A 26,337-nucleotide genomic window follows, 5' to 3' on the forward strand; every position below is an offset into this window, starting at 1 on the left:
GAACATCTGGTTGTACTGCTCGGGCGACAGGACCTGCATGCCGGGGCGGGCCAGCTCGGTGCGCATGAGCAGGGCCATGAAGCCGCCCAGGATGTAGAACACGAAGGCGGTGATCATGTACATGATCCCGATCTGCTTCGCGTCCGTCGTCCGCAGGATCCGCGCGAGGGCCGAGCCCTTGACCTGCTGCCTCACCGGCCATGGCCGGGTCACGATCGGCTTAGGCGCAACGGTCGTCACGGATGTCCTCCGGTTCTCGTTTCGTCCCACTGCGTACGCCCGAGATCAAGGGCGTACTCCGCAGGCAGAATAGTCCCCCGCCGAGCTTCGGCGGGCGCGGGGTGACCACAGGCGGCCCAGGCCTCAGAACGGCTCCACCAGCGGCCGGTAGTGATCGGTGAAGATCTGCTGGCCCCGCCTGCGCAGCATAGGGTCGCGCTCGGCCGGGGTCACGTCCCGGGTCCGGTCCCGCTCGTGGGTCTGCTCGCGCACCAGGTCACAGCGTTGGCGCCGGCGTTGTTCATAGGTACGCAGGGCCGCGGGGACATCGCCGCCGGCGGCCCGGAGCACGTCGCCCAGCACGACGGCGTCCTCCAGCGCCATCGCCGCGCCCTGGGCGAGGCTCGGCGCGGTGGCGTGAGCGGCGTCACCGACGAGCAGCACCGGCCCGGCGGTCCAGGCGCCGATCGCCACCTCGTCGGTGCGGGCGACCTGCACCTTCTCCACCGCGTCGAGGACGGCAGGCAGGCAGCCGCCGAAGTCGCCGAAGAGCTCGCGCAGCCGCACGCGCGGATCCGGCGGGTCGGGCATCCCCGGCTCGGCCGTCTCGTCGGCGTAGCAGTACAGCCGCCGGCCGCCCATCGGCATGGCCACGAACTGGCGGCGGTCGCCGAGGAATGCGGTCCAGTCGCTGAGCACCGGCCCGCCGCTGACCACGCTGCGGTAGACGACCTGACCGGTCGGCACCGCGGCGCCGCCGAGCCCGGCCTTCTCGCGGATCGTGGAGCGCCGCCCGTCGGCGCCGACCACCAGGTCGTACTCCGCGACGCTGCCGTCGCCGAACTCGACCTTGGCGGCGCCGTCGATGATGGCCAGGTCACGCACCGCCGTGTCGTAGCGCACCGCACCGCCGACGCCGGTGAGCAGCACCTGCTGCAGGTCGGCGCGGGACAGCGCGCGCGACTCCCCCACCCCGGCCCAGAGCGCGGCGACGTCCAGCTCGAAGAGCTCGGCGCCCTCGCTGTCCAGGAAGACCTGGCGGAAGATCAGGTCGCCGAGGGGCCGCAGCGGCGCGTCGAGGCCCAGCAGGCGCATGGCGCGCGACGCGTTGCCGGGCAGGAAGATGCCGGCGCCGGGGCTCATCGTCGCGGGAAGCTCCTCCACGACGTCGGGACGGAAGCCGGCGATCCGCAGCCCCCTGGCGGCGGCGAGACCACTCACACCAGCGCCCACGACCAGGATGCGCAAGGTCATCGCAGCAACGCCTCCGAGGGGTGGTCGATACGCGTCGGAGCCAAGACACTACCCGGCGCCACCGGAGCTTGAAACCCACGATCATCGCGGCGTCCGATTTGTTCAAGACGAACACTCCAGAGTGCTCGTAGCGTGTCGCCCATGGCACCTACCTTTGCTGCGATCGGCCTCGCGGTGGCCGACCTGGAAAAGTCGCTCGCGTTCTATCGGCGGCTCGGGCTCGACATCCCGGCCGGCGCCGAGAACGCGCCGCACGTGGAAGCCACCCTGCCCGGTGGCGTCAAGCTGATGTGGGACACCCACGAGACCATCCGGTCGTTCGATCCGGGCTTCTCCCCCGCCACCGGCGCCGGCCGGGTCGGTCTCGCCTTCGCCTGCGCCGGTCCGGCCGAGGTGGACCGTACGCACGCCGCACTCGTCGAGGCCGGCCACGCATCCCACCTGGAGCCCTGGGACGCACCCTGGGGTCAGCGCTACGCCGTCGTGCTCGATCCCGACGGCAACGGTGTGGACCTCTTCGCGCCCCTCACCTGACCAGCTCGCTCAGCGGCACCCCGGCCAGGGCCTTCACGTCGCGCGCGAGGTGCGCCTGGTCGGCGTAGCCCGCCGTCGCCGACACGTCGGCGAACGGGCGGCCGCGCCGGGCCAGCCGCACGGCCGTCTGCAGCCGCAGGATCCGCTCGAGCGTCTTGGGCCCGTACCCGAAGGCGGCCCGGCAGCGTCGTTGCAGGTGTCGCGGGCTGAGGCCGCAGGAGTCGGCGATCGCGCCGACCGGGGCCCCGGCGCGCGCCCCCGCCGCGACCGCGACCATCGTCGGATCCGGGCCTCGCCAGCGGCGCCGGGCGAAGTCCTCCAGCGCCGCGAGGGGGTCGTCGGCCTCGGCGAGCGGACGCACCCGCGCCGGCGTCAGGAGGTCGGCCAGGGGCACCCGGCGGTCGGTGAGCTCGTCGGCGGGCACGCCCAGCACGGGCGCGCCCACGCCGTCGCCGAACCGCAGCGCGACCAGCCTGCTGCCGGGTCGCGCCGCGGCGAGCTGGGCGGTCGTGTCGGGACCCGCCACGAAGACGTCGCCGTCCTGCCAGATGACGTCGAGGCAGCCGTCCGGCAGGATCCGCTTCACCGTGCTGCCCGGCGGCACGGTGCTGCGCCAGGCGACGACGTGCGGCAGGCTCGATGCCCATTCGGCGTACATGAGGCGAGCCTGGCACGCAGGTACGACAGTCCGGCCGTCCGCTCGGAATGACAACGGTGTAGTCCGGGCGGACAATCGGCACATGGCCGACCGTCTGGACGAGTACCGGCGCAAGCGGGACGCCCGCCGCACGCCGGAGCCGGTGCCCCGGGTGCGGCCCCGCCCGACCAGGGGGAACAGGTTCGTCATCCAGCAGCACCATGCCCGCAGCCTGCACTGGGACGTGCGCCTGGAGCGCGACGGCGTGCTGGTGTCGTTCGCCGTGCCGCGCGGGTTGCCGCGCGACCGGGCCCGCAACCACCTGGCCAAGCACACCGAGGACCACCCGCTGGAGTACCTCCGCTTCCACGGCGAGATCCCGGCCGGCGAGTACGGCGGCGGCCGGATGACCATCCACGACCACGGCACCTACGAGACCGACAAGTGGCGCGACGACGAGATCGGCGTCACCTTCCACGGCGACCGCACCCACGGCCGGTACGTCTTCTTCCAGACCGGCGGCCGGGACTGGATGGTCCGGCGGATGGACCCGCCGGAACCGGGCTGGGAGAGCATGCCCGACGCGGTGGCTCCCATGCTCGCGACCGCGGCCGCCGGCCTGCCGCCGGACGACCAGGACTGGGGGTACGAGCTGAGCTGGGCCGGCCGCCGCACGATCGCGTACGTCTCCGGCGGCCGGGTGCGGCTCACCGACGCCGACGGCGCCGAGGTGACCACCTGGTATCCGGAGCTGCGCCCGCTCGGGGAGGCACTGGCCCCGCTGGAGGCGGTCCTCGACGGCGAGATCGTGGCGTTCGACGGCCCGGCCGTCTCGCCGGAGCTGCTCGCACGGCGCAAGGCGCCGCGCGACTCGGCGGCCGCACGCCGGGCCGCCGAGCGCACGCCGGTGCACTTCCTGGCGTACGACCTGCTGTGGCTGGAGGGCCACTCCACGGTGGAGCTCGTGCGCTACGGCGAGCGGCGGGAGCTCCTGGATGGACTCGACCTCGCCGGCGACCACTGGCAGACCCCGCCCTACTTCAGCGGCGGCGGTGAGTTCGCGCGGGACGCGGCCCGGGCCCAGGGGCTGGCCGGAATCGTCGCGAAGCGCCTGGACTCGCCCTATCTGCCGGGCCGCCGCAGCCGCATGTGGCTGACGATCGCGGCGTGATTTTCCTTCAGTGAGACCCCCGCGACCCGATCATGGGGGTTCCTCGGCGGAAGGGCGGGTCACGATGGGTCACTCGCTGCCGGGGTCCGCCGATCTCTGGAACTCCGCCGTCGCCGTCCTGGGCCGGCGCCTTCCCGTGCGGCAGGACAGCTGGGACGTCGCGGTCACCGCGGTCGGGCTCGCGTACGTGGACCCCGGCCGGGCGTGGCGTGACCTGCGTCACCTGTTCGAGGCGCAGTGGCCCGACGGCCGGGTCCCGGACGGCGGCGCCGGGGTCGTCGCCGGGCTCGTCCGGCCGCCGCTGCACGCGGTCGCCGCCTGGGAGGTCTACCGCCGGGCCGCCTCGCACGGGGCGGTGTGTGCGTACGAGGCCGGCGCGCAGCTCTCCTGGCTCTACCCCCGGCTCGTCGCGCAGCAGGAGTATCTGACCCGCGGGCGCGACCCGGGCGGCGCCGGACTGGCGAGCATCGTGCACCCCTCGGAGTCGGCGTTCGGCGACAGCCCGGCCTGGGACGTGGGTCCGGCGCACCGGCCCGAGGTCGAGTGCCCGGCCTTCAACGCGATCCTGGCCGCCGCGGAGCTGGCCCTCGTGCACCTCGCCGCGGTGGTCGGCGCGGACCCGGAGGCGCACCTGCGGCGCGCCCGGCGGATCACCGAGGCGATCGCCACGCGCCTGTACGACCACCGCGCCCGCGTCTTCCGCCTCCGGGACGCGACGACCGGCGCGCTGAGCCCGGCCCCGCACGTCAACGGGCTGATGCCGCTCCTGCTCCCGGACCTGCCCCGCGAGCAGGTCGAGGCGATCATGGCGAAGGCCGGCCCGCCCGCGGGCGGGCGGGCGATCCGGATCGACGTCAACTGGCTGCTGCGGCGCGGCATGCTGGTGCACGGCTACCGCGATGCGGCGGAGGAGCTGCGCACGGCGTCGATCCGGCTGGTGCATCAAGCCGGGCTGCACGACTCCTTCCACCCGGGCACCGGGGAAGGCCTCGGCGCCCCGGCGTCCGGCCGGACCGCCGCCCTCTCCCTCGACCTGCTCGCGGACCGTTCCGTGCCCGCGTACGCGCGGGCGGCCTAGAACCGCTCCGCCTCGATCGTCGTGTCCGGGCCGTGGCCGGTGTGCACGACGGTCTCCGGCGGCAGGGTCAGCAGCCGGTCGCGGATCGACCGCTCGATCGTGGGCCGGTCGCTGTAGGAGCGCCCGGTCGCCCCCGGACCGCCCTGGAACAGGGTGTCGCCGGTGAAGACACAGCCCAGCTCCGGCGCGTACAGGCAGACGGCGCCCGGGCTGTGCCCCGGCGTGTGCAGCACCCGCAGGGTCGTCCCGGCCACCTCGATCTCCTGGCCGTCGCTCAGCGGTGCCGGCATCGGCAGGCCCGGATGGGTGAGCTTCCACAGCACCTCCTCCGCGGGGTGCAGCAGCAGCGGCGCACCCGAGGCGGCGGCCAGCTCCGGAGCGACCCGGACGTGATCGTCGTGCGCGTGGGTGAGGACGACGGCGGCGACCTCCCGGCCGCCCACCACCCCCAGGATCGCGGGTACGGAGTGGGGCGCGTCGACGACCACGCAGGTGGCGTCGTCGCCGATCACCCACACGTTGTTGTCCACGTCGAACGTCTCCCCGTCGAGGGAGAACGTGCCGCTGGTCACCGTGTGATCGACGCGGGCACCCATCAGAACACCACCACCGAGCGCAGGACCCCGCCGGCGTGCATCTTGGCGAACGCGTCCTCGACCTGGTCGAGCCGGATCTCCTCGGTCACGAACGCGTCGAGGTCGAGCCGGCCCTGCCGGTAGAGCTCGGTCAGCATGGGGAAGTCGCGGGTGGGCAGGCAGTCGCCGTACCAGCTGCTCTTCAGTGCCCCGCCCCGGCCGAAGACGTCGAGCAGCGGCAGCTCGATGGTCATCTCCGGGGTCGGCACCCCGACCAGCACCACGGTGCCGGCCAGGTCGCGCGCGTAGAACGCCTGCCGGTACGTCTCCGGGCGGCCGACCGCCTCGACGACGACGTCGGCGCCGTGGCCGCCGGTGAGCTCCCGTACGGCCTCGACGACGTCCGCGTCCCGCGCGTCGACGGTGTGGGTCGCGCCGAAGGTGCGGGCCCATTCGAGCTTCCGGTCGTCGGTGTCCACCGCGATGATCGTGGTGGCGCCGGCCAGGGCCGCCCCGGCGATCGCGCCGTCACCGACGCCGCCGCAGCCGATGACCGCCACGGAGTCGCCGCGGGTGACGCCCCCGGTGTTGATGGCGGCGCCGATGCCCGCCATGACCCCGCAGCCGAGCAGGCCGACGGCCGCAGGCCGGGCGGCCGGGTCCACCTTGGTGCACTGCCCGGCATGGACCAACGTCTTCTCGGCGAAGGCGCCGATGCCCAGGGCGGGAGACAGCTCGGTGCCGTCCTCCAGGGTCATCTTGCGGGCCGCGTTGTGCGTCGCGAAGCAGTACCACGGCTTGCCCCTGCGGCAGGCCCGGCAGTCACCGCAGACCGCTCGCCAGTTCAGCACGACGAAGTCCCCCGGGGCGACGTCGGTGACCCCGGCGCCGACCGCCTCCACCGTGCCCGCGGCCTCGTGGCCGAGCAGGAAGGGGAAGTCGTCGTTGATGCCGCCCTCGCGGTAGTGCAGGTCGGTGTGGCACACCCCGCAGGCCTGGATCCGCACGACCGCCTCGCCGGGGCCGGGATCGGGCACGACGACGGTGGTGACCTCGACGGGTGCGCCCTTGGCCCGGGCGATGACTCCGTTGACTCGCTGGCTCATGCCGACCACCTTGCCATCGCGCGGGCGCCGCGCGAAGCAAGGGTTCAGCCGGCGGGGCTTCGCAACAGGGCCCGGCAGAGCTCGGCGAGCTGCCCGGCCTGGTCGGCGGTCAGCCGGTCGAAGACGAGCTGCTGGACGGCTTCCACGTGCCCCGGTGCGGTCTGCTCGACCTTGCGGAAGCCCTCGGCGGTCAGCACGGCGATCTGGACGCGGCCGTCCTCCGGGTCGCGTTCGCGGCGGATCCAGCCCCGCGCCTCCAGGCGGGCCGCCACGTGGGAGAGCCGCGACAGCGAGGCGCTCGCCTTGCGGGCCAGGTGGCTCATCGGCAGGCGGCGATCCGGCTGTTCCGACAACGTCGCCAGGACCAGGTATCCCATGTGGGTCAGGCCCGCCTCCCGCTGGAGCTGGCCCTCGAGCGCGGCCGGAACCTTGACGAGCACCTCGACGAACGCGCGCCAGGCCCGCTGCTGCTCGTCGGTCAACCACCGCGGCTCATCCATGGCTGCAGGTTAGTGGACCCTCCGGTACGCGAACGCCGGGTGTCTCAGCAGCCAGAACGGTGGATCGGGGCCCTTGATCGGCCAGGGTATCGTTCCGGCGCGGCGCCGGGACCGGGCTGGCTGGGGGGCCTCACCCGGTTCCGGCGCCGTCTCGCGCAGCGCGGTGTCAGGACTGCGGCGGCTCGTCCTTGCCGGCCTCTTCCATCGCGTCCGCCTCTTGCTTGGTCTTGTGCACCGCGCCGTCGGCGTGCTCCGGCGGCCCGTAGACCGTGTAGAGCACCAAGGGGTTCGGGCCCTCGTTGACGAAGTTGTGGGTGTGACCGGCCGGCACCACGACCAGGTCCCCCTGGTTGACCTTGCGGGTCTTGCCGCTCACCCGGGCCTCGCCGGTGCCGCTCACGAACGTCAGAATCTGGTCCACCTCGTGGACCTCCTCGCCGATCTCGCCGCCGGGCGGGATCGTCATGATGACGAGCTGGGTGTGCTTGCCCGTCCAGAGCACGCGGCGGAAATCCGGGCTCTTCTCGGCAACCGTGGCGATCGTGTAGTGCTCCATGCCAGGGGCGATACCCGCAACCGGCCCGTCGCAATCGTGGCGGGCCCGCCCGGCGCGGGGTCAGGAGCGGCGCAGGCGGGGTGTGGGACCCAGCGCCGACAGCGGCTCGGGCCGCCCGATGAGATAACCCTGCACGAAATCCACCCCGAAATCGGCCAGCATTCGCATCGTCGCCTCGTCCTGCACGAACTCCGCCACCGTGTGGATGCCGTACGCCTGGCAGACCTGCACCAGCGCCCGCACCAGCACCTGGTCCTGCGGGTTGCGCACCAGGTTGCGCACGTACTCGCCGTCGATCTTCACCAGGTCGATGGGGAACAGGCGCAGGTAGCGGAACGACGCGTATCCCGAGCCGAAGTCGTCGAGCGCGAGCTGGCAGCCCAGGTCACGGATCCGGTCGGCGAAGTGCCGGGCCTCGCTCAGGTTGCCGATCAGCGCCGTCTCGGTGATCTCGAAGGTCAGCTGTTCCGGGTTCACCCCGTACCGGTCGATCAACGTCTCGACCTCGGTGGTCAGGCGCGGGTCGCCGACCGTACGCCCGGACAGGTTGATCTGGAAGGAGTGCGCGGGCAGGGAGGCCGCGACCTCCATCGCACGCTCGACCACCCAGAGGTCGATGTCGTAGACCGCGTCGAGGCGCTCGGCGGTGTCGAGCACGTGGATGGGCGACTGCGGCTCGCCGTGCTCGTCCAGCACCCGCAGCAGCAGCTCGTGGCGCAGCACCAGGTTGGTCTGCAGCTCGAGGATGGGCTGGGCGAAGAGGGTGAACCGGTCGGTGCCGAGCGCGTCGGCCACCCGGTTGCGGTAGGAGCCCTGGCGGTCCTTCACCGGCACCGGTTCGGGGACCAGCGTCAGCGGGCGGTCCGCCTCGCGCGCCTGCCGCCAGGCGTGCTCGGCGTCGATCAGCAGCTCGTGGCTGCCCGCGTCGCCGCCGGGCCGGAACCGGACGAGACCGGCCCACGCGCGGGCGTGCACCCAGGCGTCGGGCAGCACGAACGGCTGCGTCCGCAGCGCCTCGACGAAGAGGTCGGCCTGCCGCCGGGCCATGACCCAGGACGCCCCCGGCAGCAGGACGCCGATCTCGTTCGGCCCGACGCGGCCCAGCAGGTCGTCCGGCCGGACGAGCCCTTCCAGGACCCGCGCGGCCCGGTGCAGCAGGTCGGCGTTGAGGTCGAACCGCACGCCGTCCGCCCGGTCCGGCTCGACCCGGACGATGAGCAGCGCTCCGCCGCCGCTGCGCTGCGCCCGGTCGATCTCGTCGGCGAAGCGGGCCCGGGTGAGCAGACCGGTGGCGGGATCCGGGTCGACGATGGACGCCTGCACGGTCTCCCCGCGGCGGGACAGGCGAGCGACCTCCCGGCGGGCGCGCTCGCGCGCGGAGACGTCACGCAGTGCGCCTCTGATGCCACTGACCGTGCCATCAGGGCCCGAGACCGCCTCCAGGCGGCAGTCGACGTCGAACCAGCCGCCGGCGGCGTGCATCAGCCGCAGGGTGATCCGCACCGGCTCGCACGCCGTCCAGGCGCGGGTGATCGCGGCCAGCGCCCTGGCCCGGTCGTCGCGGTGCACGTGGCGGGCGAGGAGCTGGCGGCTGACCTCGTTGTCCTGCGGCGGGCGGCCGAGCAGCGCGGCGAGGGCGGCCGACCAGACGATGCGGTCGCCGTCCGCCAGATAGGTGAAGCTGGCCTCGTCCTCGGCGGAGCTGCGCGACTCCGGCAGGTGCGCCTGCCGGGGTGCGGCGTTGGGGCTGAGCCGGGGACGGCGGGAGAGGCGGTCGCGCAGCGCACGGGGACGCGGGAAGCGCTCTTCGGGTGCCGTCATGCGCCGCCGCCTCCCCTCACGCTGATTAGATGCCCCTGACCTATTACGACCCGTCACCGCTCGATGTAACAGGGGACGACCGCACCAATGTTTTCGTAGCTCGGCCAACAAAACAATGAACAGGCGTTTCTCGACCGATCAGACGGTGAATCCGACCGATCGGCTGACGCATGAGCCGCGCCCCGGGACGACCCGGAACGCGCGAAATCCATGACGGACAGTTACTGCCAGTGCTGATTGTGGAACCATGTGCGACCCCTACCCGCCGGTCACCCACGTCATGCACGCACAGCGTCCACAGCGGTGCACCCCGTAACGAGATCGCGAGCCGGTGGATATGGTGGCCCTTCGGACACGTGAGCGAGGACGACGACGCATGGGCATCATTCGGGACATGCAGCGGGCGCACGCGACGCAGGCGGCCGCGGAACTACGGGCCGGCACGGCCGCGGCCCGGCAGCGCCAGCTGATCCGGCGCAACGCGGACCTGGCGATAGCCGCGGCCCAGCAGGCCGCCGCCGACGCGGAACGGCAGCGCGAGCACCGCCGCCTGTACGCCGAGGCGCGCACGGCCGACGCCGCCGCCGCCAACGCCGACCTCCGGGCCCGCCTCAGCGACCTCGACTCCCTCCTGCTGTCCACTCTGGACGTCGACGATCACATCGACCTCGACCGGTTCAAGAAGCCGATCGCCGCGCCGCCGTTCGACCCGGGGCCGCTGGGCCGGGCGGCGCCCGAACCGTCCTGGCAGAGTTTCGCCCCGCCCGCGCCGCGCGGCGTCGGGAAGATCCTCGGCGGTGAGCGGATCCATCAGCAGCAGCTCCACCAGGCGAAGCGCGCCTTCGAGCAGGCACGGGCGCAGTGGGCGGAGGGCGAGCGGCGCCGCGAGCGCCAACTGGCGGCACGCCGCGCGCAGTACGAGGAGAACCGCCGCCGCTACGAGGCGCGGCTGCTCGCGTACAACGCCGAGGTGGACCGGTTCGCGGCGGCGGTGGCGAACGCGGACCCGGCCTCGGTGGTGGAGTACTTCGCCATGGTGCTCGGCAACTCCGTGTACCCGGACGACTTCCCTCAGCACTTCCGGCTGGCGTACCTGCCGAAGCAGCAGCACCTGCTCGTCGAGTACCACCTGCCTCCGGTCGAGGTCATCCCGGTGGTGAAGGAGTACCGCTACGACCGGGTCCGCGACGATCTCATCGCCGTGCCGCGGGACGAGTCCGAGATCCGCCGCCGCTACACGGAGATCATCTCGATGGTCGCGCTGCGTACGGTGCACGAGATCATCGAGGCGGACCGCGGCGGCCTGGTCGCGAAGGTACTGTTCAACGGCATCGTGGACACGATCGACCGGCGTACCGGCCGGTTCGTGCGGCCCTGCCTGGTCTCGCTGCACACCGACCGGGACACCTTCGCCGCCATCAAGCTGCGCCGCGTCGACCCGGTCGCCTGCCTCAAGCACCTGCAGGCCGGCCTCTCGGGCGCGCCCGACCAGCTCGACGGCGTGACCCCGGTCATCGACTTCGACCGCGAGGCGGACAAGGACTTCACCGAGGAGTTCAACGTCCTGGCCGACATCGACCACCGCCCCAACCTCGCCACGATGCCCACGGCGGAATGGGAGCAGACGCTCGCCGACCTGTTCAGCAACATGGGTCTGGCGATGGGCGCCGCCTCGGACGGCCGGTGGCAGGCGGTCGATCCGCGGCCCGTCTTCGGCGGCCAGGTGGTGATTCACGCCGTCCGCGGCCGGGTGGTCCCGGCCGGCACGGCGGTCGCCCTGGCCGCCGCCGTCGCCGACAGCGGCGCCACCAAGGGCATCCTGGTGGCGACGGAAGGCTACGAACCCGACGCGTACGAGGCGGTGGCGGGCCGTCCGCTGGAGCTGCTCGACGGTCCGGCCCTGCTCAACCTGCTGGCCGAGCATTCCGGCATCAAGGCTCGCATCGAGAAGGAGGAATCCGTCTAGGCGGTGATGCCCAGCTCCTCGATCCGCTGCCAGAGCGGGCGCAGCGCCGCGTCCGGCTCCCGCGCGAAGATGCTCCCGCGGATCCGCACGAACACGCAGTTGCCCACCCGCTCCAGCACCGCCTGGCGCCGCATGTCGCTCGCCCACTGCGCGGGACCCTGGTACGCCTCCCCGTCGCACTCGATCGCCAGCCGGCGTCCGTCCGGCGCGTTCAGGACGAAGTCGATGCGGTAACCGCCGATGCGGAACTGGGGCGTGGGCCGGTAGCCCCGGGCCACCAGGTGGCGCAGCACCGCGCGTTCCAGGTCGCTCTCGCAGAGCAGCTCCGCGTCCGCCTGCGCGCCGGAGGCGGTCAGGTTCAACGCATAGTTCAGCAGCAGCGCGCGGGCGTCGTCCGGGAGCAGGGACGACGGGCGTACGGAATGGAAGATCCAGAGCTGGTCGCGGGCGCGGGAGGCGGCGACGTTGATCCGGCGGTGGTAGTCGCGCTTGGTGAAGGCGGCCGGCCGGCCGTCGTTGTCGGAGACCACCATGGACACCAGCACCACGTCGCGCTCGTCGCCCTGGAAGGTGTACGCGTCGCCGACCCGCAGCCGGCGCGCCTCCATCTCGTCCTCGCCGATGGTCTCCCGCAGCCGGGACAGCAGATAGGACGCCTGCCCGCTGCTGCTCAGCAGGCTGATCACCCCGAGCGACCTGCCCCGGTACGCCGGGTCCGCCACGATCCGCGCGACCCGGTCGACCAGCGCCTCCGCCTCGGCCAGGTTGACGTCGCCGAAGGACTCCCGCGGCCGGCGTACGCCGTCGGCCACGAACACGGCCGCGACCGGGTCGAGGGCCGAGCGGTCCGCACGCAGCGGCTGGATCTTGCCGTCGTAGTAGTGCCGCGACGAGAACTCGATGATCTGCGGTACGCACCGGAAGTGCTCGGTGAGCAGGATCCGCTCGGGCGAGCGCCGCACGGCGTGGTCGTAGAGCGACGACTCGGGGTCGAAGTGCTCCGCCGACGGCACGTCGCCCAGGTGGGTGTGGATGAGTCCCGCGACCGGTCCGACGAAGCCCAGCTGCGGCCCGATCTGCTGGTCGTCGCCGACCACCACGGCCCGCTCGGCGAGCGACAGCACCGGCAGGGCGAACAGGTCCGCCTGCGACGCCTCGTCGACGATCACGACGTCGAAGCGGGCGCCACCGGCGAACTGCTCGATCGCGCGGTCCACCGACATGACCCAGACCGGCACCGCCTCCACCGCGGAGGCCATGGCCCGCTGGGCGTGCGCCTGCCAGGCGGCGGCGCTGCGCCCGGTGCCCTTGCCGATCTTGCGCAGCGCGGTCGTCCAGTCCGCGAGGGCGGCCCGCCGCCGGTCGTCGAGGGCCCGGGCCACCTCGAGCCATGCCGAGGCGACCACCAGCTCGCCGGTGAGCCTGCGGATCCGCTCCCGGCCCTGCTCCACCCGGCGGTTCAGCACCGCCGGATCGACGCTGCCGACCACCTGGTCGAACCACGTCTGCGCCTGCCGCCACCGCCACGCCCGGGCGCACGCGGTCGCCGAGACGGCCGGCACGGCACCGTCGTCGATCTGCGCGGCCCACTCGGGCGCCGCCGCCGCGAGCCGGTCCCGCAGCGCGACGTAGCGGGACACGTGCGGCCGCAAACTCCGCAGCCGCTCGACCTCCGCCACCTGCTCGTCCCAGCCGTCGAGGGTGCGCCATGCCTCGGCCAGCCGGGGCCACCGCGCCAGGCCCTCGGCCACCGCCCGGTCCCCGGCGTCCCACCGGTCGAGCTCGAAGACCACCGGCCCGTCGTCCAGCAGGGCCGAGATCTCCGCCAGCCGGGCCGCGTCGAGCTCCAGCTCCTCCTGGGGTACGAGCGCAGCCAGCCGCGCGGAGATCTCCGGCCAGTGCCGGGCGTCCCAGGCCAGCGACTGCATCGCCTCGGCCAGCAATCCGCCCGTCCAGACCTCCGGATCGCCCTCGGGCCGCGGCACGTCCAGGCGCCGGATCCACTCCGCCCAGTGCTCGCCCAGCCGACGCCGCGCCTGCGAGCGCCGCATCCACGCCATGGCGAGGTCCACGTCGTCGACCGTCCGCAGGGGCTCGCCGTCGACGCGTACCTCGTCCGCGACCTTCCAGAGCGAGGCCTGCAGCAGGCGGTGGAGACCCTTGCCGGCCGCGAACCGGCCCCGCACCTCGGCGAGCGTGGCGAGCAGGCGCTTCGGCTCGGCGGCCAGCGCGGGCGGCACGGCGATCCGGTGGCCCGCGAGCCGGCGGGTCAGGTCCGCCAGCGATCGCTGGAGCTCCTCGGTGGCGGCCACGTGATCGGCCCACACGCTGGCCCAGTGCGGGTCGGAGAGCAGCCGGCCCAGCCGGTCCGTCCAGGTGCCCTCGCGCCGGCGCAGCCACGCCACCGCGTCCCGGAGCCCGTCGCGCAGGTCAGCCAGGGCTTTCGAGCCGTGTGCCCGTACCGGATCGGGGTCGACACCGGCGGCCGCCAAGCGCGACACCCGCTCGGCGGCCGCCGCCCGGTCGGCCCGGTCCTGTTTCGCCCGGGCCGCATCGGGCAGATCCGCGACCTCGGGCAGGTCCCGCAGCGCCGCGGCCCGGTCGGCCGGCGGCAGCGTGGCGGCCAGCTCCAGCAGCACGGCGCACTCGTCCGCGGTCAGCGGCGGCGGCGCGTACGGATCGACGGCGTCCGGGATGCCGCCGTGTGCCGCGGCCCGTTCCCGCAGCCAGGCACCCACTTCCGCGGGTGACAGGTCGGCGTCGTCGATCCGGTAGGTGGCCGCCTCGCCCTCCGCGATCGCCCGCAGCCCGCCCAGCGCCCGGTCGAGCTCCCGCTCCGCCTCCTCCAGCCGGCCGGTGAGCCGCTCGACCCGCGCAGCCTCGGCGTCCTTGTCCAGTGTGGCGGCCCGGTCGGACAGCTCCCGGGCGGCGAGCTGCAACTGCACGAGCTGGTCGGTCGTACGCCCCAGCACGGCCAGGCACAGCGCCCGCACCTCCTCGGGCAGCCCGTCGCGGAGCACCCGCAGCGGGTCCTCCTTCTGCGCGACCACCAGCACCCGCTTGCCGTTGGCCATGAGATGGCAGATCAGGTTGCGGATGGTGTGGGTCTTGCCGGTGCCGGGCGGACCCTGCACCGCGACGTTGCGGTGCAGGGCGAGCCGCCGGGCGATCGACTCCTGCGCCTCGTTCGTCGGCAGCGGCATGAGCAGTCGCTCACCCACCCGCCGCCATTGCTCCGGACGGTCGCCGGGCATCTGCAGACGGCTCGGCTCGTGCGCGACGATCGCGGCGAGCGCGCCGACGCCGGCCGTGTCGCCGGCGAGCAGGCGGTCGCGCAGGTTCTCCAGGAAACCCCGCAGCAGCCGCTGTCTCGGCCGCGCGAACAGCACGCCGGTGTCCACGATGCGCGGTCCCGGAGGCACCGTCCCGGGGCCGGTGTCGGTGTGGCCCGGCGGCACGACGATCCGGTCGTAGCCGAGCCGGCCCAGCGCCCGCTCGAACAGCTCCCGCCGCTCGAGGTCGTCCCAGAGGTCGGCCTCGATGGTGCCGGCGGGCCCGGCCAGGGCGACCAGCTGGGCGAGGTAACGCTCGTCCAGGCCGGCCAGGGCATCGGTCTGCAGCCGGGACGGCCCCTGCGGGGACACGGTGATCAGCGACCGGTCCGGCGCGTACTCGACCACGACCGGCGTCGCGACCAGCGGATAGCGAACCCGCTGGCCGTCGACGACCGTTTCGAGGATGCCGTGTCCCCAGACCAGCTCGGTGCTGGCCGCGGCCATGTCGACCTGGTGCATGAGGTCGAAGAGGCGGCGGTGCAGGGTACGGGTCTGTTCCGCGCCGCGGCTCAGCAGCGACCACGGCCGCCACACCTCGTCACGCCAGGCCGCGAACCCACCGTCGTCGACGGGCCCCTGCCCGTCGGTCGCCGGGCCTTGGGGCTTCGGGACTTCGGGCGTCGCTCCTTGGGAGGCCGGGCCTTGGGGCGCTGAGCCATGGGGCGCTGAGCCATGGGGCGCTGAGCCATGGGGCGCTGAGCCTTGCGGCGTCGGGGCTTGGGGAGCCGGTTCGGGGGTGAGCATCGGCTCGGCGGCCGGGGTGACCTCGGTGAGCCGGCGGCGCAGCTCCGCCGGGACCGGCGGCGGCCCGGGCAGGTCGGGCAGGCCCACGCGCAACCACGTCGTACCGTCCTCGGCCGGGCCGGCGCCGCATGCGGGATGCGCCGGCAGCGCCTCGAGCCACCAGGCGTCCGCGGGCACGGTTCGCGCCGGACGCTCCATGTGCGCCCGCACGCCGAGCAGGTAGTCGGCGACGGAGACGGCCCGGTCCCGGATGACGGTGGGCGACTCTGGCTCGGGCATTCTTCGCAGACTATCCGACGTGCGCCGCCGTCCCTGCGCAACGACAAGCGCCCGTCAGGACCTCGGTCCGGCGGGCGCCTGAGCGGTGGCGACGTCGATGATCAGGGGAACTGCATGCGGCGGGGACGGGGGATCACCGGCGGCGGGAGCGGCAGGTCGTCGACGTGGCTCCAGTGCAGCGCGCCGTTGTCGGTGGACTTGAGCTCGCCGAGGCAGGCACGCAGAAGACCCAGATTCGGCGCGCCGGCGAAGCCGGCGATCACCACCTCCGGGGTAGGCACGATCCGGGCGATCGCGGCGCAGATCTTGGCCACCTCCCGCTCGTCGACGGCGTCGAGCGGCAACGGGGCCTCGGCCTGCGAACGGCGCCACGGCGGGCCGAACCGGCGCAGCAACTCGCGGGCGAGCCGGCCGAAGGAGCGGCCGACCGGGGCGTCGCGCATGGAGTCACGGGCGGACTGGCCGTAACACCAGGGCACGACGACGTGACCGTTGATGACCACGAGCTGATAGACCGACTTGGGGACGCTGATGATCTCAGCGCCGGGCAGGGTGCCGAGGAAGAGGACAAGCTCCTCGTACGGCAGGGGCCAACGCGGGTTGGCGAGAACTCGTTCTGTGGTCTGCGTCGTCGAGGGGTGCGCGTTGACCTCGCGGTCGATCGCCGTGCTGAAGGCTTCGGGCACCCGGGTCCAGAGCTCGGCGGCGACCTTGTCACCGAACTGCTCGACCACCCACTCGCTCGGACCGACAAGAACGTCTGGACGCATCCGGTACCACCACCGTCCGTGTCGCTGGCGCTACGTCTCGCTAGAAGAGTTCCACCTCCAAAGATCGAGAGGAAGGCCCTTCCACCGAGATCTCAAAAACGTTCGTGAATGAAGCATTACAGGACGGTCAATCTGTTGCGGCGACGTTGGAGCAGCAGGTCCGCGACCCGCGAACATGCAACTTGCACGGCGAACCGCTCGTGCAAGTTGCATGTCAGCTCGCGGATCAGTCCTCGATTTGACAGTTAACCCGGCCCATATTTCGAGCGCATTGCGCCGATGCGAACATCAACGGACGGTGATCATTCACGACCCTGAAACGAGGTTCACCACTGTCCGGGAACCGGGGTCCGGCACCGCCCAAAAAGGCCCGGCACCGCCCGGAAGCGAGGCCCGGCACCGCCCGGAAGCGAGGCCCGACACCGCCCGGAAGCGAGGCCCGACACCGCCCGGAAGCGAGGCCCGGCACCGCCCGGAAGCGAGGCCCGGCACCGCCCGGAAGCGAGGCGGGCACCGGCCCGGTCCGCCGCCGAACGCGCGGCGTCGTCGTATCCCGTGGGCCGGCGGCTGGTCAGGATCTCACCGGCAGCGCGCCAGATGGGCGAGCATCGCCTGGTTCGCCTCCCAGCCGTCCGGGAACTTCACCGGGACTCCGAGATGCACCGGCTCGGTGGACGGGTGCGCGTCCAGCAGCTCGGCGATGCCGGCCCGCGCCACCACTACGCAGGCGTGCCGGTGCCGGGAGGTGAGCACACACAACCGCCCCGACTCCAGGTGGAAGGCGGTCGCGTCCTGGCGGCCGGAGAGCGGGTGGAGCACGACGGTCAGGTCGTACTCGCGGCCCTGGAGCCTGTTCGCCGTGTCCACGGTGATGCCGGCCGCCTCCGGCGGGAGAAAGGAACGGATGGCGGCGACCTGATCGCGGTGCGCCGCCCCGATGGCGATGCGCTCCGCGGTGAGCGGGCTCGTCCCCGCCTCGGAGACGGTGACCCCGCCGCGCGAGAGGGCGCGCGCGGCCAGCGCGGCGCAGGCCGCGGCCGCCTCGGCATCCGTGCGGACGGTGAAGCGCGCCGGAAGCTCGTGCAAACCCCATCCCGTCGCCGCCGCCGTGTCCAGCACCTCGTCGATCGCCGACGCCGAGCCACCCGCTGCCGCGAACACCGAGCCACCCAACCCCGCGAGCCCCGAGCCACCCACCGTTGCCAACCCCGAACCACCCACCGCCGGCCCCGAGCCACCCGCTGGCGCGAGCCCCGAACCACCCACCGCCGGCCCCGAGCCACCCGCCGGCGCGAGCCCCGAACCACTCAGCGATCCCCTCGCCGCCGAGCCTGGTCTTGCGCGCCCGGGGTCGGTGAAGGTGAGGACCCGGTCGGTCGCTTCTGTGCCGGCGCGGAAGCCGGTGAAGGGATAGAAGGCCTCGGCGACCACGGGCGCCGCGGACGCCGGGAGGCGCCACGACACGGGCAGACGATGCACCGGCAGCTCGGGGTTGTGCCGCAGCAGGACGGCCACGGCGCTCTGCATCGGGTCCCAGGACAGGCCGGTCCAGCGGTCGACCTCCACCGTGGAGAAGGGGTCGAGCTGACCCGGGTCCCCCACGAACAGCGCGCGTTCGAAGCGGGACGCCACGCGGAGCAGCGCGTCGGACCGCATCTGGTAGGCCTCGTCCACGATGGCCCACGGCCACGTGCCGTCGGTGACCGTCGCCCACTTCGCGGCGGTGCCGATGACCACCGGCGGCGCGCCGAGATCGGCGACCTTGGGGGCGACCCGGCACGACGGATGCGCACGGACCCGCTCGGTCGCGACGTAGTCGACCGCCGACAGCCGCCCCACGGTCAGCTCCGGCGACGCGGCCCCGAGCCGGGCGATGAGGTCGTCCACCTGCTCGTTCGTCTGCGCCACGATCATCAGCGGCGCGCCCGTCGCGGCGAGCACGCCGGCGGCCTTGACCACCAGGGTGCTCTTGCCCGCGCCGGGTGGGGAGTCGACGACGACACCGCGATGCGGCGAGGTGGCGAGGTCGTGCAGCACGGCGTCGACGACCCGGGCCGCCTCGGCGGCGGGGCTCTCCGGCGGCGAGGCCGGGACCGCCCGTGCGGCCACGGTCGATGGTGAGCTCAGGATCGACGGCGAACTCACGGCCGGCGGTGAGCTCACGGCCGGCGGTGAGCTCACGGCCGGCGGCGAGCTCGCGGCCGGCGGCGGGGTCAGGGTCGACGGTGAGTTCACGGTCGGCGGCGAGGTCAGGGTCGACGGTGAGCCCAGGGTGGGCGTCGACGTCGAGGCCGGCGGTGGTGTCGCGGTCACGGCGACCACCGTATCGCCGGGGTCCGACACAATCCGCCAGGCGCAAACTTCACCTGAAGTGAGGAACCGATCGTGCATCGGCCCGGCCGGGCGAGATGCCGCTACTTTGAGTGAATGACCGTATTCACGGGGCCCGAGGCCGCGGAGGACGGTGTGTACCGCCCGATCCTGCGTCCCCGCCGCGGCGAGCTCGCCGCCCTGCACCACCTCGACGCGGCTGCCGCCCGCCGGGTCACCCCCATCATCGAGGCCGCGCCCTCCGAGAGGCTGCTCCCGCTGGTCCGCCAGCTTCCGCCACGCACCGGCGCGATCGCCGTGGACCTCGGCGCCGTGCCGGACCCGGAGGACCCGCTCGTCTCCCCGCCACTCGACCTCGCCGAGGACCTGGTGGCGCTCGGGGTGGCGATGCTTCCGGTGCTCCGGGCGTACGACAGCCGTCGCCGCCTGGTGGAGAACGGCCTGGCCGCTCGGATGCACCTGATGCGGGCGGTCCTGCGGCTTCAGCCGCATGTCGACGTGCGCAACGCGGCCGAGGCGACCGCGACCACCGACCGGCTGCTGGCCGGGGCGGGGCTGGAGGCCGAGCGGGTGGATCTGCTCATCGATCTCGCCGAGACGGCCTGCACCGCGCACGCCGAGCGCTTCGAGGAACGCGCCCGCCACGTCCTGCGCTGGGCCCGGGCGACGCCGTGGCGGTCGGTCACCGTCGCGGCCGGCGCCATGCCGCCCAACCTGGACGACCTGCCCACCGACGAACCGGTCACGGTCGGCCGCCTCGACGCCCGGATGTGGGCCCGGCTCTGCGAGCCGGGCGTCGGCTATGCGGACTACGGAGTGACGTCTCCGGTACGCCGCAACGGCATCAACCACCGCCAGCTCCCCACGCTGCGCTACACAGCGGAGCGTGACTGGTGGATCTACCGCTGGGCCCGGCGCGGCGGCCGCAGTGACGACCGCTGCCACGACCTGTGCCGCACCCTGGTCCAATCGCCGCACTGGCCGGCGTCGGGAGCCCGCTTCTCGTGGGGCGACGCGGAGATCGCCCGCCGAGCCCGTAGCGCCCGCGGCGGCGGAAGCCCGGCAAGCTGGATGGCGTGGAGCACGTCCCATCACATCGCCCACGTCCTCGCCTCGCTGTCCCGCCTTTAGCGCCCCACCGCGTCCCGGCCCCGCTGTTCGACCTTGAACGGCACATTCAGAGCAGTGCAGTAGTACATTTGTTCGAGTGATGCTCGATGCCGCACTCGCGTACGCCCGGCACGGGATTCCGGTCCTGCCGGTCCACTCGCCCGCGCCCGACGGTTCCTGCTCGTGCGGCCGCGCCCGATGCGACCGGCCGGGGAAGCACCCCCGGCTCCGGCACGGGCTGACCGAGGCCAGCGTCGACCCCCACCGGATCGCGCAGTGGTGGTCCCGCTGGCCGGACGCGAACGTCGGGCTCCACACGGGAATCGTCATGGACGTCGCCGACGTCGACTCGGCGGAGGGCTGGCATGCCCTGCGCCACCTGCTCGGCGGCGAACTGCCGGCGGGCCCGCAGGTGCGCACCGGCGGTGGTGGGTGGCACTTCTGGTTCCGGCCGGCCGATTTCGGCAACCGGGTCCATCTGCTGCCGGGCGTCGACTGGCGCGGGCGCGGCGGTTACGTGATAGCTCCCCCGTCCCGGCACGCCAGAGGCACCTTCTACTACTGGGTGGTGCGCCCGGGACCCGAGCCGCCGGCGGCGCCCGACGCCCTGCGCGAGCTCATCGCCGGACCGGATCCGCCGGCCGGGGCGGATGCACCCCTCGCCGACCTGACGATGATCACCCATCCGGGCCGGTATGCGGCGGCGGCCCTGGAGGCGGAGACCCATCGGGTCGCGTACGCCGCGGTCGGCACCCGCAACGACACGCTGAACAGGGCTGCCTTCGCACTCGGCCGCCTCGTCGGCGCCGGGATGCTGGACGTGGCGACGGTGACGCGCGAGCTCCGGGCGGCCGGGGCCTGGGCGGGACTCGGCCGCGACGAGACCGTCCGCACCATCCGGTCCGGACTGGACGCCGGCCGGCGTTCCCCACGAACACCGGCTGGCACACCCCTACGAACACCACCGGGCACTCCCCCACGAACACCACCCGGCGCTCCCCCACGAACACCACCCGGCGCTCCCCCACGGACGGCAGTCGACGATCCCCCGGGCACCGGTCGGTGGCCCCCGTGAGCCTCGCCCGACGCCCATTGACCGGCATCGCTTGGCGTGATCCTGGGGTGACGGCCAGGATAGTGAGCGTGACCGATGAACTGGCACCGAAGCCGTACGCCGTGGAGATCGCCGTTGCCGCCGCCCGGGACAGAGTGTGGGAAGCCGTCACCCAGCCGGCCGTGCTGCGCCGGTGGTTCGGGTGGGACTACGACGGGCTCGATGCCGAGATCCGCCACATCTTCGTGGACGAGGCGACGCTGCGCGCGCCCGAGCGGATGGGCTGGGCTGACGGGTCCTATCTGGAGGTCACCGGCGACGACGATCACGCCGTGGTGCGCGCGGTGCGGGAGGGCAGGCCGGCCGGAGATCCCGACCGGTACGACGCGATCGAGGAGGGCTGGAGTTCCTTCCTGATCCAGTTGCGCCACCTGCTGGAGGAGAAGCCGCAGGGCGCACGTCGCACGATCTACTTGACCGGTACGGCGACCGGCCGGCAGGTGCTCACGCTGATCGACGGTCCCGCGACCCGGGCGGGCCGCCGGGTCGCCTGGCGCGTCGACGGCGACGGCCACCTCGTCGTGATCGCCGGTCGCCAGGATCTCGGCTGCTCGGAGGCCGGGCACATGGAGATCGTCATCTCGACCTACGGACTGGACGACGCGGCGTTCGACGTGGTGCTCAAGCGCTGGACCGACAGGTGGACGCCGCTCGCCGGTGAGGCACGGGTCACGACCGCGGCCGACCCGGCCCCCTGACCACCACGACACCGCGCTCCACGCGGCCACCGCCGTCCCACGCGGCCACTGCCCTCCCGCGCGGCCACTGCGCCCCACGGTGCCACGGCGCCGTGGACCCCGAGCGTCGGGGGCCCTCGCGCCCTACTGATCCGGCAGCCGCGACGGCTCTCCGAACTCCTCGTCCGCAGGATCGCGCGGCGCCGGCGGCCCGCCATGCGTCCACGGCGTCTGGTCCGGTTCGGGAAAGGCACCGCCCGGACGGTAGGCCTCGCTGAGCGTGGTGAGCAGCAGCCGCTCCCCCACCTCCGGCACGCTGCCCGGCTCGGCGACCAGCTTGCGCCCCATCCCGCCGGACAACTCCAGCACCACCTCGGTCAGCTCCCCCTCGCCGCCGGAGGCACCCCCCGCGGCAGGGTTCACCGAGATGACCGTCGCCTTCTGCGCGGGCCGTGCCGGCGAGGTCAGCACCGCGCCGGGCACCACCCGTACCGGCTCGGACGTGACCACCATGATGCGCGGGCGCAGCACCGGCCGCTTGCCGCTGTCGTCGACGCGGTCGGCCTTGGCCAGCGTGACCTCCCCGGCGAACGCCGCACCGGTGAGCCGGTGCTCCGCCATCACCAGCGGGTCGTCGAAGGCGCGCTGGACGGCGTACCGGGCGGCCGCGTTCTCCAGGCGAGCCAAACGGGCGGCCGCGGCCACCGCGCCGTCGCGACGGGGCTGCGGCGGGCCTCCCTCGGCGAGATGCTGCACGAAGGACGAGTACGAGTCACGGTCGGCGTCCCAGCGGCCGGCGACCCGGGAGCCCGGCGGCAGCGTCCGCAGCAGGCGCAGCGCGCGCCACATGAGCGTCCAGGTCGGCAGCAGCTGGGCGCGCAGCACCTCGGACAGTTCCGCGACGTCCGGCTGGGCCGCCGACAGCAGCGGCGCCAGCACGTGGTTGTCGAAGGCCGGATCGGTCGCGGGGCCGGGGGGTGGCGTCACCGCCGGATCCTCGGCCGCCGCCGCGGCCTCGAAGACGGTCCGTCCCGGCGGCGGGTCCAGCCAGGCCATCAGGGCGGCGAGCTGGGCGTCCTCGGCACTGCTCTGCCCGGTCACCCAGTGCGACGACAGCGCCTGTACGCCGTTCAGCAGCAGCGACGAGCCCGGCACCTCGGCGGCGCCGGCGAAGAAGGTCAGCCACCGTCCCAGCAGGGGCACCGAGGCGGGCACCGCATACTCCCCCTCGACGCTGCGGAAACGGGTGGAACGCCCGAACAGCCGCAGGAAGTCGACGCCGCCGGGGTTGGGTACCCACAGCTGGGGCGCGTCGGTGAAGCGGTAGCGCACGTCCCGGCCGCGGTCCACCGGTACGGCCTCGGCGACGGCGGCGAAGGAGTCCACGTACGGCACGAGCACACCGGCGAGCCGCGCCGCGAAGCCGAACCGGTCGTCGGGGTTGCGCGGCTGGGCCACCACCAGCAGCTCGGGCTCGCCCTCCGCGGTGCCGACCATGGCGGCGAGGGGTGCGTTGGCCTCGCCCGCCATCGCGTACGGCACAAGCACCAGCGGGCGCTCGTGCAGGTGGAGATGGCGCACGGTGGCGATCGGCTGAGCCCGCCCGGCCGCGAATGCCTGCGCCCGGGCCAGGGCGGTCAGCGTGCTCACGAGTGCGCGTCCGGCCGGAGAGCCTCGGCGCGGAGCCGGGCGGCCGCCCGAAGCAGCGCCGCCGCCTCGCTCTGCTCCTCGGTCGGCGTGCGGGTGCCGGCCGCCAGCGCCAGCGCCTCCTCGACCGTGTCGACGCCGCCGAGCGCGTCCCGGACCGGCCGGCCCAGCGCGGCCGTGCTTCCCGAGGCCTCGTGCCGGCAGTAGAACGCCAGCTCGCACGCCGACAGGCACTCGGGCGCGTATCTCGCCTCGACCCGGCTCAGCGCGGCGGTCAGCTCCTCGACCGGCAGGGACGTGTCGAAGGTGACGTTCGCCGGCAGGGAGGCGGCCAGGTCGGCCGCCGAGGTGAGCCGGGTCAGCTGGCGGGTGAGCGTGGACAGCTGCTTGCGCACGTCGACCAGCGCGGCGGTGGGCCGCAGCGAGAAGTCGCGGGGACAGACCAGTACCGCCTCGTGGCTGACCAGTGCGGGGTCGTGGCCGAGGTCGGCGAGCAGGCGGCGCAGGGCGAGCACGTACACGGCGGCCTGTACGGCGGCGGCCGACACCTTGGCGCTGTCCGCCTGGCCGTCGACGATGGCGAAGGACTTGATCTCGACGACGTGCAGGCGGCCGCCGGCCTGGAAGGCGATGAGGTCCGGCTCCAGGAAGACCTGCCGGCCGGCCACCTCGAGGGTCAGCAGCGGGTGGTCGATCAGCGCGGCACCGGCGGCGGCAGCGAGCAGTTCCCGGGTACGCCCGTGCCGGGCTCCCAGCGTAGCGTCGTCGTCCTCGCCGAGATCCTCGTAGGAAACGGCCGGGGAGCCGGCGGAGACGATGTCGTCCGGCGACGCCGCTGCCTCCGGGAGGTGGAGCACCTCTCGCAACACCGACAACAGCAGCGCGCAGTCGTCCTTCTTGAGCATCGCCTCGAAGCCGTTGCCGCGGGCGAGCGCGAACCGGGACTGTCCGAAGTTGCCCGGGAAACCGATGCGCTCGGCCAGCCGCGGCTTGTCGACGCCGGCGGCGTCGAGGACGGCGCGCCGCGAGCACCCCGGGTTGGCGGTGAGCGCGGCGATCGTCCGGGCGTTGTGCCGCTTGGCGGGCACGCCGCCGCGCAGCCGGTCAAGCGCGGCCGCGTCCCCGCGCGGCCGGTCGACCGCCTTGGTCACCCGCGCCCTCGCTGGTGGGGCAGGCTCATGACGCCGAACAGCCGCTGCCGTTCGTCGAGCCGTTCCCACCGCCGTTCGAGCGCCTCGGGCACCTCGTGGCCGGCCGTCCCGGCCAGGGCGGCGCGGGCGGCGTCGGCGAGCGCTCTCGGGTCGTGCACCAGGAAGGCCTCGGGCCCGCCGGGCACCGCGTCGGCGAGGCGGCGCAGCAGGTCGATCGCGGCGGCGCTCGCCTGCGCGCGGATGGCGACGAACTCGGCGACGCGGATCACCGCGGCCAGGGCGTTGGCCTGGGTGGCCGCCGGGGACACCAGGCGCCGCGCGGGCGGCCAGCCGGAGAGCGTGACCTGCCCGCGGGCCGCCGTCAGGTCGTGGTGCAGGGCCGGGCAGATCCGGTACGCGGCGAGCGCATGCGGATCGTAGTGCCGTTCCTCGTCGCGCAGCACGGCGGCGAGACCGGACATGGACAGGTCGCCGTCGAACAGGGCGGTGTGCACGTCCACGACGAGGCGGGCGGGCGCCGGGACCCCGAGGAGCAGCAGCGCGTGCCGGGCCTGCTCGCGAACGCCCGGCAGCGTGGTCGAACTGATCATGGCGGGGGCTCCGTCAGTCGGGTCCTGGGCGGATCGACCTTAGATCTTCGTACGGTGGGCGGGCAATGTCCGGATGTCCGACGGCGTTTCACCCCGGGGAGGCGAATAAACCCCGCATATCAGACGGAGAGCGACCGGCGCGCTACGTTCGAAGCATGCCGAAGGCCATCTGGAATGACGAGATCATCGCCGAGAGCGACGACATCGTGGTAGTCGAGGGCAACACCTACTTCCCGCGCGCCTCCGTGCGCGAGGACGTGTTGCGCCCCTCCGACACGCACACCGTCTGCCCGTGGAAGGGCAAGGCCTCCTATTACACGCTGGAGTCCGGCGACCACGTCACCCAGGACGCCGTGTGGTACTACCCGGACCCCAAGCCGGACGCCAAGGCGGTCCGGGACCGGGTGGCGTTCTGGAAGGGCGTCAAGGTCGAAGCCTGAGAAAGCGGCCGGCGCGGACCTGAGCCCGCGCCGGCCACCGGCCCTATCCGATCCTGGGGTGCGCCTCCTCGATGGCGGGCACCTCGAGGTAGTCCAGCAGGTCCCGCTGCTCGGCGGGGTCGAGCGTGGCGAACGCCTCGTACGCCGAGGCCCGGGCGTGCGGCGTCTCCGCCGCCAGCAGCGCGATGATCGCCGACCAGGCCAGCGAGACCCGGTCGAAGAGCCGCGCCTGGCGCAGCGACGTCAGCCGGCTCAGCATCGCGACCTTGGTCGCGGCGTCGTCGTCGTGCGGTACCCGGTCGCAGAGCTCGAAGAGCGCCTTCCCCCGGTACGGATGCTCCGCCTCGACCATGCGCGCCAGCTCGGCGTTGTCCATGCGCTCGACGGCGGGCGCCGGCCCGCGCCGCGGCAGGTGCGGCCGCGAATCGTCAGCGTGCACGGCTGTCCCGCCCGCTCTCGAACCCGACCCCGGGTGTCTGGTGCGGCAGCGTCGGCCGGCTCTGGAAGGTGGGGAACGGCGGCGCCGGCATCACCGGCGACTCGGGCGCGTCATCGGCGCCGCCCTCGTCGGTCACTTCGTCCTCGGCGGGCTCCTGCACCCGCTCTCCCGTCTCCCCGGCGTTACGCCCCAGCACTGTTTGTCCTCCGTTGCCGACTTTCGCGGTGTTGGCGTCCTATGAGATCACGCCGCGGCAACCTGGGCGACCCCGCTCGCGGACACGCCCGGACATC

24 protein-coding genes are annotated in these 26,337 nt (G+C 73.5%); 8 read left to right on the top strand and 16 right to left on the bottom strand.

The window, feature by feature from the left end; genetic code table 11:
* Both IEY99_RS18555 and IEY99_RS18560 read right to left on the bottom strand, forming a co-directional pair.
* Positions 1–240: cbb3-type cytochrome c oxidase subunit I (locus IEY99_RS18555; RefSeq protein ID WP_373293386.1), on the bottom strand; the 240-nt coding region annotated here is incomplete at its 3' end.
* A 123-nt stretch (positions 241–363) separates the two neighbouring features.
* On the bottom strand, positions 364–1,473 hold the full coding sequence (locus tag IEY99_RS18560) for an FAD-dependent monooxygenase (RefSeq protein ID WP_189204911.1): 1,110 nt from the start codon (positions 1,471–1,473) through the stop codon (positions 364–366).
* A 141-nt stretch (positions 1,474–1,614) separates the two neighbouring features.
* Here IEY99_RS18560 and IEY99_RS18565 point away from each other — a divergent pair, with 141 nt between their 5' ends.
* Positions 1,615–2,007 carry a VOC family protein gene (locus IEY99_RS18565; protein WP_189204913.1) on the top strand — a complete coding sequence of 131 codons (393 nt, stop codon included), beginning with the start codon at positions 1,615–1,617 and terminating at the stop codon, positions 2,005–2,007.
* On the opposite strand, the gene IEY99_RS18570 is transcribed toward IEY99_RS18565, so the two are convergent.
* Complete coding sequence (locus IEY99_RS18570) at positions 2,000–2,665, bottom strand: helix-turn-helix transcriptional regulator (protein ID WP_189204915.1); 666 nt, start codon at positions 2,663–2,665, stop codon at positions 2,000–2,002. The two genes, IEY99_RS18565 and IEY99_RS18570, sit on opposite strands and share 8 nt — an antisense overlap.
* Before the next feature lie 82 nt (positions 2,666–2,747).
* Here IEY99_RS18570 and IEY99_RS18575 point away from each other — a divergent pair, with 82 nt between their 5' ends.
* Together IEY99_RS18575 and IEY99_RS18580 are read left to right on the top strand one after the other, a co-directional pair.
* Positions 2,748–3,815: a DNA polymerase ligase N-terminal domain-containing protein gene (locus IEY99_RS18575; protein WP_189204917.1), complete on the top strand. Its 1,068-nt coding sequence runs from the start codon at positions 2,748–2,750 to the stop codon at positions 3,813–3,815.
* 64 nt (positions 3,816–3,879) lie between these two features.
* Positions 3,880–4,893 carry an MGH1-like glycoside hydrolase domain-containing protein gene (locus tag IEY99_RS18580; RefSeq protein WP_189204919.1) on the top strand — a complete coding sequence of 338 codons (1,014 nt, stop codon included), beginning with the start codon at positions 3,880–3,882 and terminating at the stop codon, positions 4,891–4,893.
* Here the strand turns inward: IEY99_RS18580 and IEY99_RS18585 are convergent.
* The 5 genes from IEY99_RS18585 to IEY99_RS18605 form a co-directional block, all read right to left on the bottom strand.
* The gene (locus IEY99_RS18585) at positions 4,890–5,489 is read right to left on the bottom strand and encodes an MBL fold metallo-hydrolase (protein ID WP_189204921.1); all 600 of its coding nucleotides are present in this window, start codon (positions 5,487–5,489) and stop codon (positions 4,890–4,892) included. The two genes, IEY99_RS18580 and IEY99_RS18585, sit on opposite strands and share 4 nt — an antisense overlap.
* Positions 5,489–6,574, bottom strand: coding sequence for an S-(hydroxymethyl)mycothiol dehydrogenase (locus IEY99_RS18590; RefSeq protein WP_189204923.1), 1,086 nt, complete (start codon positions 6,572–6,574; stop codon positions 5,489–5,491). The genes IEY99_RS18585 and IEY99_RS18590 overlap by 1 nt, the downstream gene beginning before the upstream one ends.
* A 44-nt stretch (positions 6,575–6,618) precedes the next feature.
* Positions 6,619–7,074, bottom strand: coding sequence for a MarR family winged helix-turn-helix transcriptional regulator (locus IEY99_RS18595; protein WP_189204933.1), 456 nt, complete (start codon positions 7,072–7,074; stop codon positions 6,619–6,621).
* 166 nt (positions 7,075–7,240) lie between these two features.
* Positions 7,241–7,630 (bottom strand): cupin domain-containing protein, encoded by a 390-nt coding sequence (locus IEY99_RS18600; protein ID WP_189204935.1) that lies wholly within the window; start codon positions 7,628–7,630, stop codon positions 7,241–7,243.
* Between the two features lie 60 nt (positions 7,631–7,690).
* Positions 7,691–9,451, bottom strand: a complete 1,761-nt coding sequence (locus IEY99_RS18605) for an EAL domain-containing protein (protein WP_189204937.1) — start codon at positions 9,449–9,451, stop codon at positions 7,691–7,693.
* Between the two features lie 376 nt (positions 9,452–9,827).
* On the opposite strand from IEY99_RS18605, the gene IEY99_RS18610 reads away from it, so the two are divergent.
* Positions 9,828–11,417, top strand: coding sequence for a restriction endonuclease (locus tag IEY99_RS18610; protein WP_189204939.1), 1,590 nt, complete (start codon positions 9,828–9,830; stop codon positions 11,415–11,417).
* Here IEY99_RS18610 and IEY99_RS18615 read toward each other — a convergent pair.
* The 3 genes from IEY99_RS18615 to IEY99_RS18625 all read right to left on the bottom strand — a co-directional run bounded on the left by IEY99_RS18615 (position 11,414) and on the right by IEY99_RS18625 (position 18,582).
* Entirely contained in the window at positions 11,414–15,775 is a 4,362-nt protein-coding gene (locus IEY99_RS18615) for a PDDEXK-like endonuclease domain-containing protein (RefSeq protein ID WP_189204941.1), read from the bottom strand. The genes IEY99_RS18610 and IEY99_RS18615 overlap by 4 nt on opposite strands.
* 101 nt (positions 15,776–15,876) lie before the next feature.
* Complete coding sequence (locus IEY99_RS18620) at positions 15,877–16,545, bottom strand: hypothetical protein (protein ID WP_189204943.1); 669 nt, start codon at positions 16,543–16,545, stop codon at positions 15,877–15,879.
* Between the two features lie 579 nt (positions 16,546–17,124).
* Complete coding sequence (locus IEY99_RS18625; RefSeq protein WP_373293402.1) at positions 17,125–18,582, bottom strand: AAA family ATPase; 1,458 nt, start codon at positions 18,580–18,582, stop codon at positions 17,125–17,127.
* A gap of 390 nt (positions 18,583–18,972) precedes the next feature.
* Between IEY99_RS18625 and IEY99_RS18630 the strand changes: the two genes are divergently transcribed.
* The 3 genes from IEY99_RS18630 (at position 18,973) to IEY99_RS18640 (ending at position 21,798) form a co-directional block, all read left to right on the top strand.
* On the top strand, positions 18,973–20,007 hold the full coding sequence (locus IEY99_RS18630; protein WP_189204945.1) for a beta family protein: 1,035 nt from the start codon (positions 18,973–18,975) through the stop codon (positions 20,005–20,007).
* A gap of 79 nt (positions 20,008–20,086) precedes the next feature.
* A complete protein-coding gene (locus IEY99_RS18635; RefSeq protein ID WP_229799036.1) occupies positions 20,087–21,061 on the top strand; it encodes a bifunctional DNA primase/polymerase in 975 nt (324 codons plus the stop codon).
* Positions 21,062–21,129: 68 nt separating this feature from the next.
* Complete coding sequence (locus IEY99_RS18640; protein WP_189204949.1) at positions 21,130–21,798, top strand: SRPBCC family protein; 669 nt, start codon at positions 21,130–21,132, stop codon at positions 21,796–21,798.
* 123 nt (positions 21,799–21,921) lie between these two features.
* Here the strand turns inward: IEY99_RS18640 and IEY99_RS18645 are convergent, their stop codons facing one another.
* From IEY99_RS18645 to IEY99_RS18655, 3 genes are read right to left on the bottom strand one after another with little or no spacing between them, the layout of a single operon-like run.
* Positions 21,922–23,427 (bottom strand): hypothetical protein, encoded by a 1,506-nt coding sequence (locus IEY99_RS18645; RefSeq protein WP_189204951.1) that lies wholly within the window; start codon positions 23,425–23,427, stop codon positions 21,922–21,924.
* On the bottom strand, positions 23,424–24,575 hold the full coding sequence (locus IEY99_RS18650; RefSeq protein ID WP_229798943.1) for a hypothetical protein: 1,152 nt from the start codon (positions 24,573–24,575) through the stop codon (positions 23,424–23,426). The genes IEY99_RS18645 and IEY99_RS18650 overlap by 4 nt, the downstream gene beginning before the upstream one ends.
* Positions 24,572–25,165, bottom strand: a complete 594-nt coding sequence (locus IEY99_RS18655) for a hypothetical protein (protein ID WP_189204953.1) — start codon at positions 25,163–25,165, stop codon at positions 24,572–24,574. The genes IEY99_RS18650 and IEY99_RS18655 overlap by 4 nt, the downstream gene beginning before the upstream one ends.
* Positions 25,166–25,320: 155 nt before the next feature.
* On the opposite strand from IEY99_RS18655, the gene IEY99_RS18660 reads away from it, so the two are divergent.
* A complete protein-coding gene (locus IEY99_RS18660; protein WP_189204955.1) occupies positions 25,321–25,605 on the top strand; it encodes a DUF427 domain-containing protein in 285 nt (94 codons plus the stop codon).
* A gap of 43 nt (positions 25,606–25,648) precedes the next feature.
* Here IEY99_RS18660 and IEY99_RS18665 read toward each other — a convergent pair whose 3' ends face one another.
* Complete coding sequence (locus IEY99_RS18665; RefSeq protein ID WP_229798945.1) at positions 25,649–26,044, bottom strand: hypothetical protein; 396 nt, start codon at positions 26,042–26,044, stop codon at positions 25,649–25,651.
* Positions 26,034–26,240 carry a hypothetical protein gene (locus IEY99_RS18670; RefSeq protein ID WP_189204957.1) on the bottom strand — a complete coding sequence of 69 codons (207 nt, stop codon included), beginning with the start codon at positions 26,238–26,240 and terminating at the stop codon, positions 26,034–26,036. Before IEY99_RS18670 ends, IEY99_RS18665 begins: the two co-directional genes overlap by 11 nt.
* Positions 26,241–26,337: the final 97 nt, after the last annotated feature.

The sequence above is a fragment of the Couchioplanes azureus genome, assembly GCF_014648355.1.
Classification (GTDB): domain Bacteria; phylum Actinomycetota; class Actinomycetes; order Mycobacteriales; family Micromonosporaceae; genus Actinoplanes; species Actinoplanes azureus.

Coding starts and splice junctions, on each gene's coding strand:
- IEY99_RS18560 (WP_189204911.1), bottom strand. CDS start 1,473: ATGACCTTGCGCATCCTGGTCGTGGGCGCTGGTGTGAGTGGTCTCGCC.
- IEY99_RS18565 (WP_189204913.1), top strand. CDS start 1,615: ATGGCACCTACCTTTGCTGCGATCGGCCTCGCGGTGGCCGACCTGGAA.
- IEY99_RS18570 (WP_189204915.1), bottom strand. CDS start 2,665: ATGTACGCCGAATGGGCATCGAGCCTGCCGCACGTCGTCGCCTGGCGC.
- IEY99_RS18575 (WP_189204917.1), top strand. CDS start 2,748: ATGGCCGACCGTCTGGACGAGTACCGGCGCAAGCGGGACGCCCGCCGC.
- IEY99_RS18580 (WP_189204919.1), top strand. CDS start 3,880: ATGGGTCACTCGCTGCCGGGGTCCGCCGATCTCTGGAACTCCGCCGTC.
- IEY99_RS18585 (WP_189204921.1), bottom strand. CDS start 5,489: ATGGGTGCCCGCGTCGATCACACGGTGACCAGCGGCACGTTCTCCCTC.
- IEY99_RS18590 (WP_189204923.1), bottom strand. CDS start 6,574: ATGAGCCAGCGAGTCAACGGAGTCATCGCCCGGGCCAAGGGCGCACCC.
- IEY99_RS18595 (WP_189204933.1), bottom strand. CDS start 7,074: ATGGATGAGCCGCGGTGGTTGACCGACGAGCAGCAGCGGGCCTGGCGC.
- IEY99_RS18600 (WP_189204935.1), bottom strand. CDS start 7,630: ATGGAGCACTACACGATCGCCACGGTTGCCGAGAAGAGCCCGGATTTC.
- IEY99_RS18605 (WP_189204937.1), bottom strand. CDS start 9,451: ATGACGGCACCCGAAGAGCGCTTCCCGCGTCCCCGTGCGCTGCGCGAC.
- IEY99_RS18610 (WP_189204939.1), top strand. CDS start 9,828: ATGGGCATCATTCGGGACATGCAGCGGGCGCACGCGACGCAGGCGGCC.
- IEY99_RS18615 (WP_189204941.1), bottom strand. CDS start 15,775: ATGCCCGAGCCAGAGTCGCCCACCGTCATCCGGGACCGGGCCGTCTCC.
- IEY99_RS18620 (WP_189204943.1), bottom strand. CDS start 16,545: ATGCGTCCAGACGTTCTTGTCGGTCCGAGCGAGTGGGTGGTCGAGCAG.
- IEY99_RS18630 (WP_189204945.1), top strand. CDS start 18,973: ATGACCGTATTCACGGGGCCCGAGGCCGCGGAGGACGGTGTGTACCGC.
- IEY99_RS18635 (WP_229799036.1), top strand. CDS start 20,087: ATGCTCGATGCCGCACTCGCGTACGCCCGGCACGGGATTCCGGTCCTG.
- IEY99_RS18655 (WP_189204953.1), bottom strand. CDS start 25,165: ATGATCAGTTCGACCACGCTGCCGGGCGTTCGCGAGCAGGCCCGGCAC.
- IEY99_RS18660 (WP_189204955.1), top strand. CDS start 25,321: ATGCCGAAGGCCATCTGGAATGACGAGATCATCGCCGAGAGCGACGAC.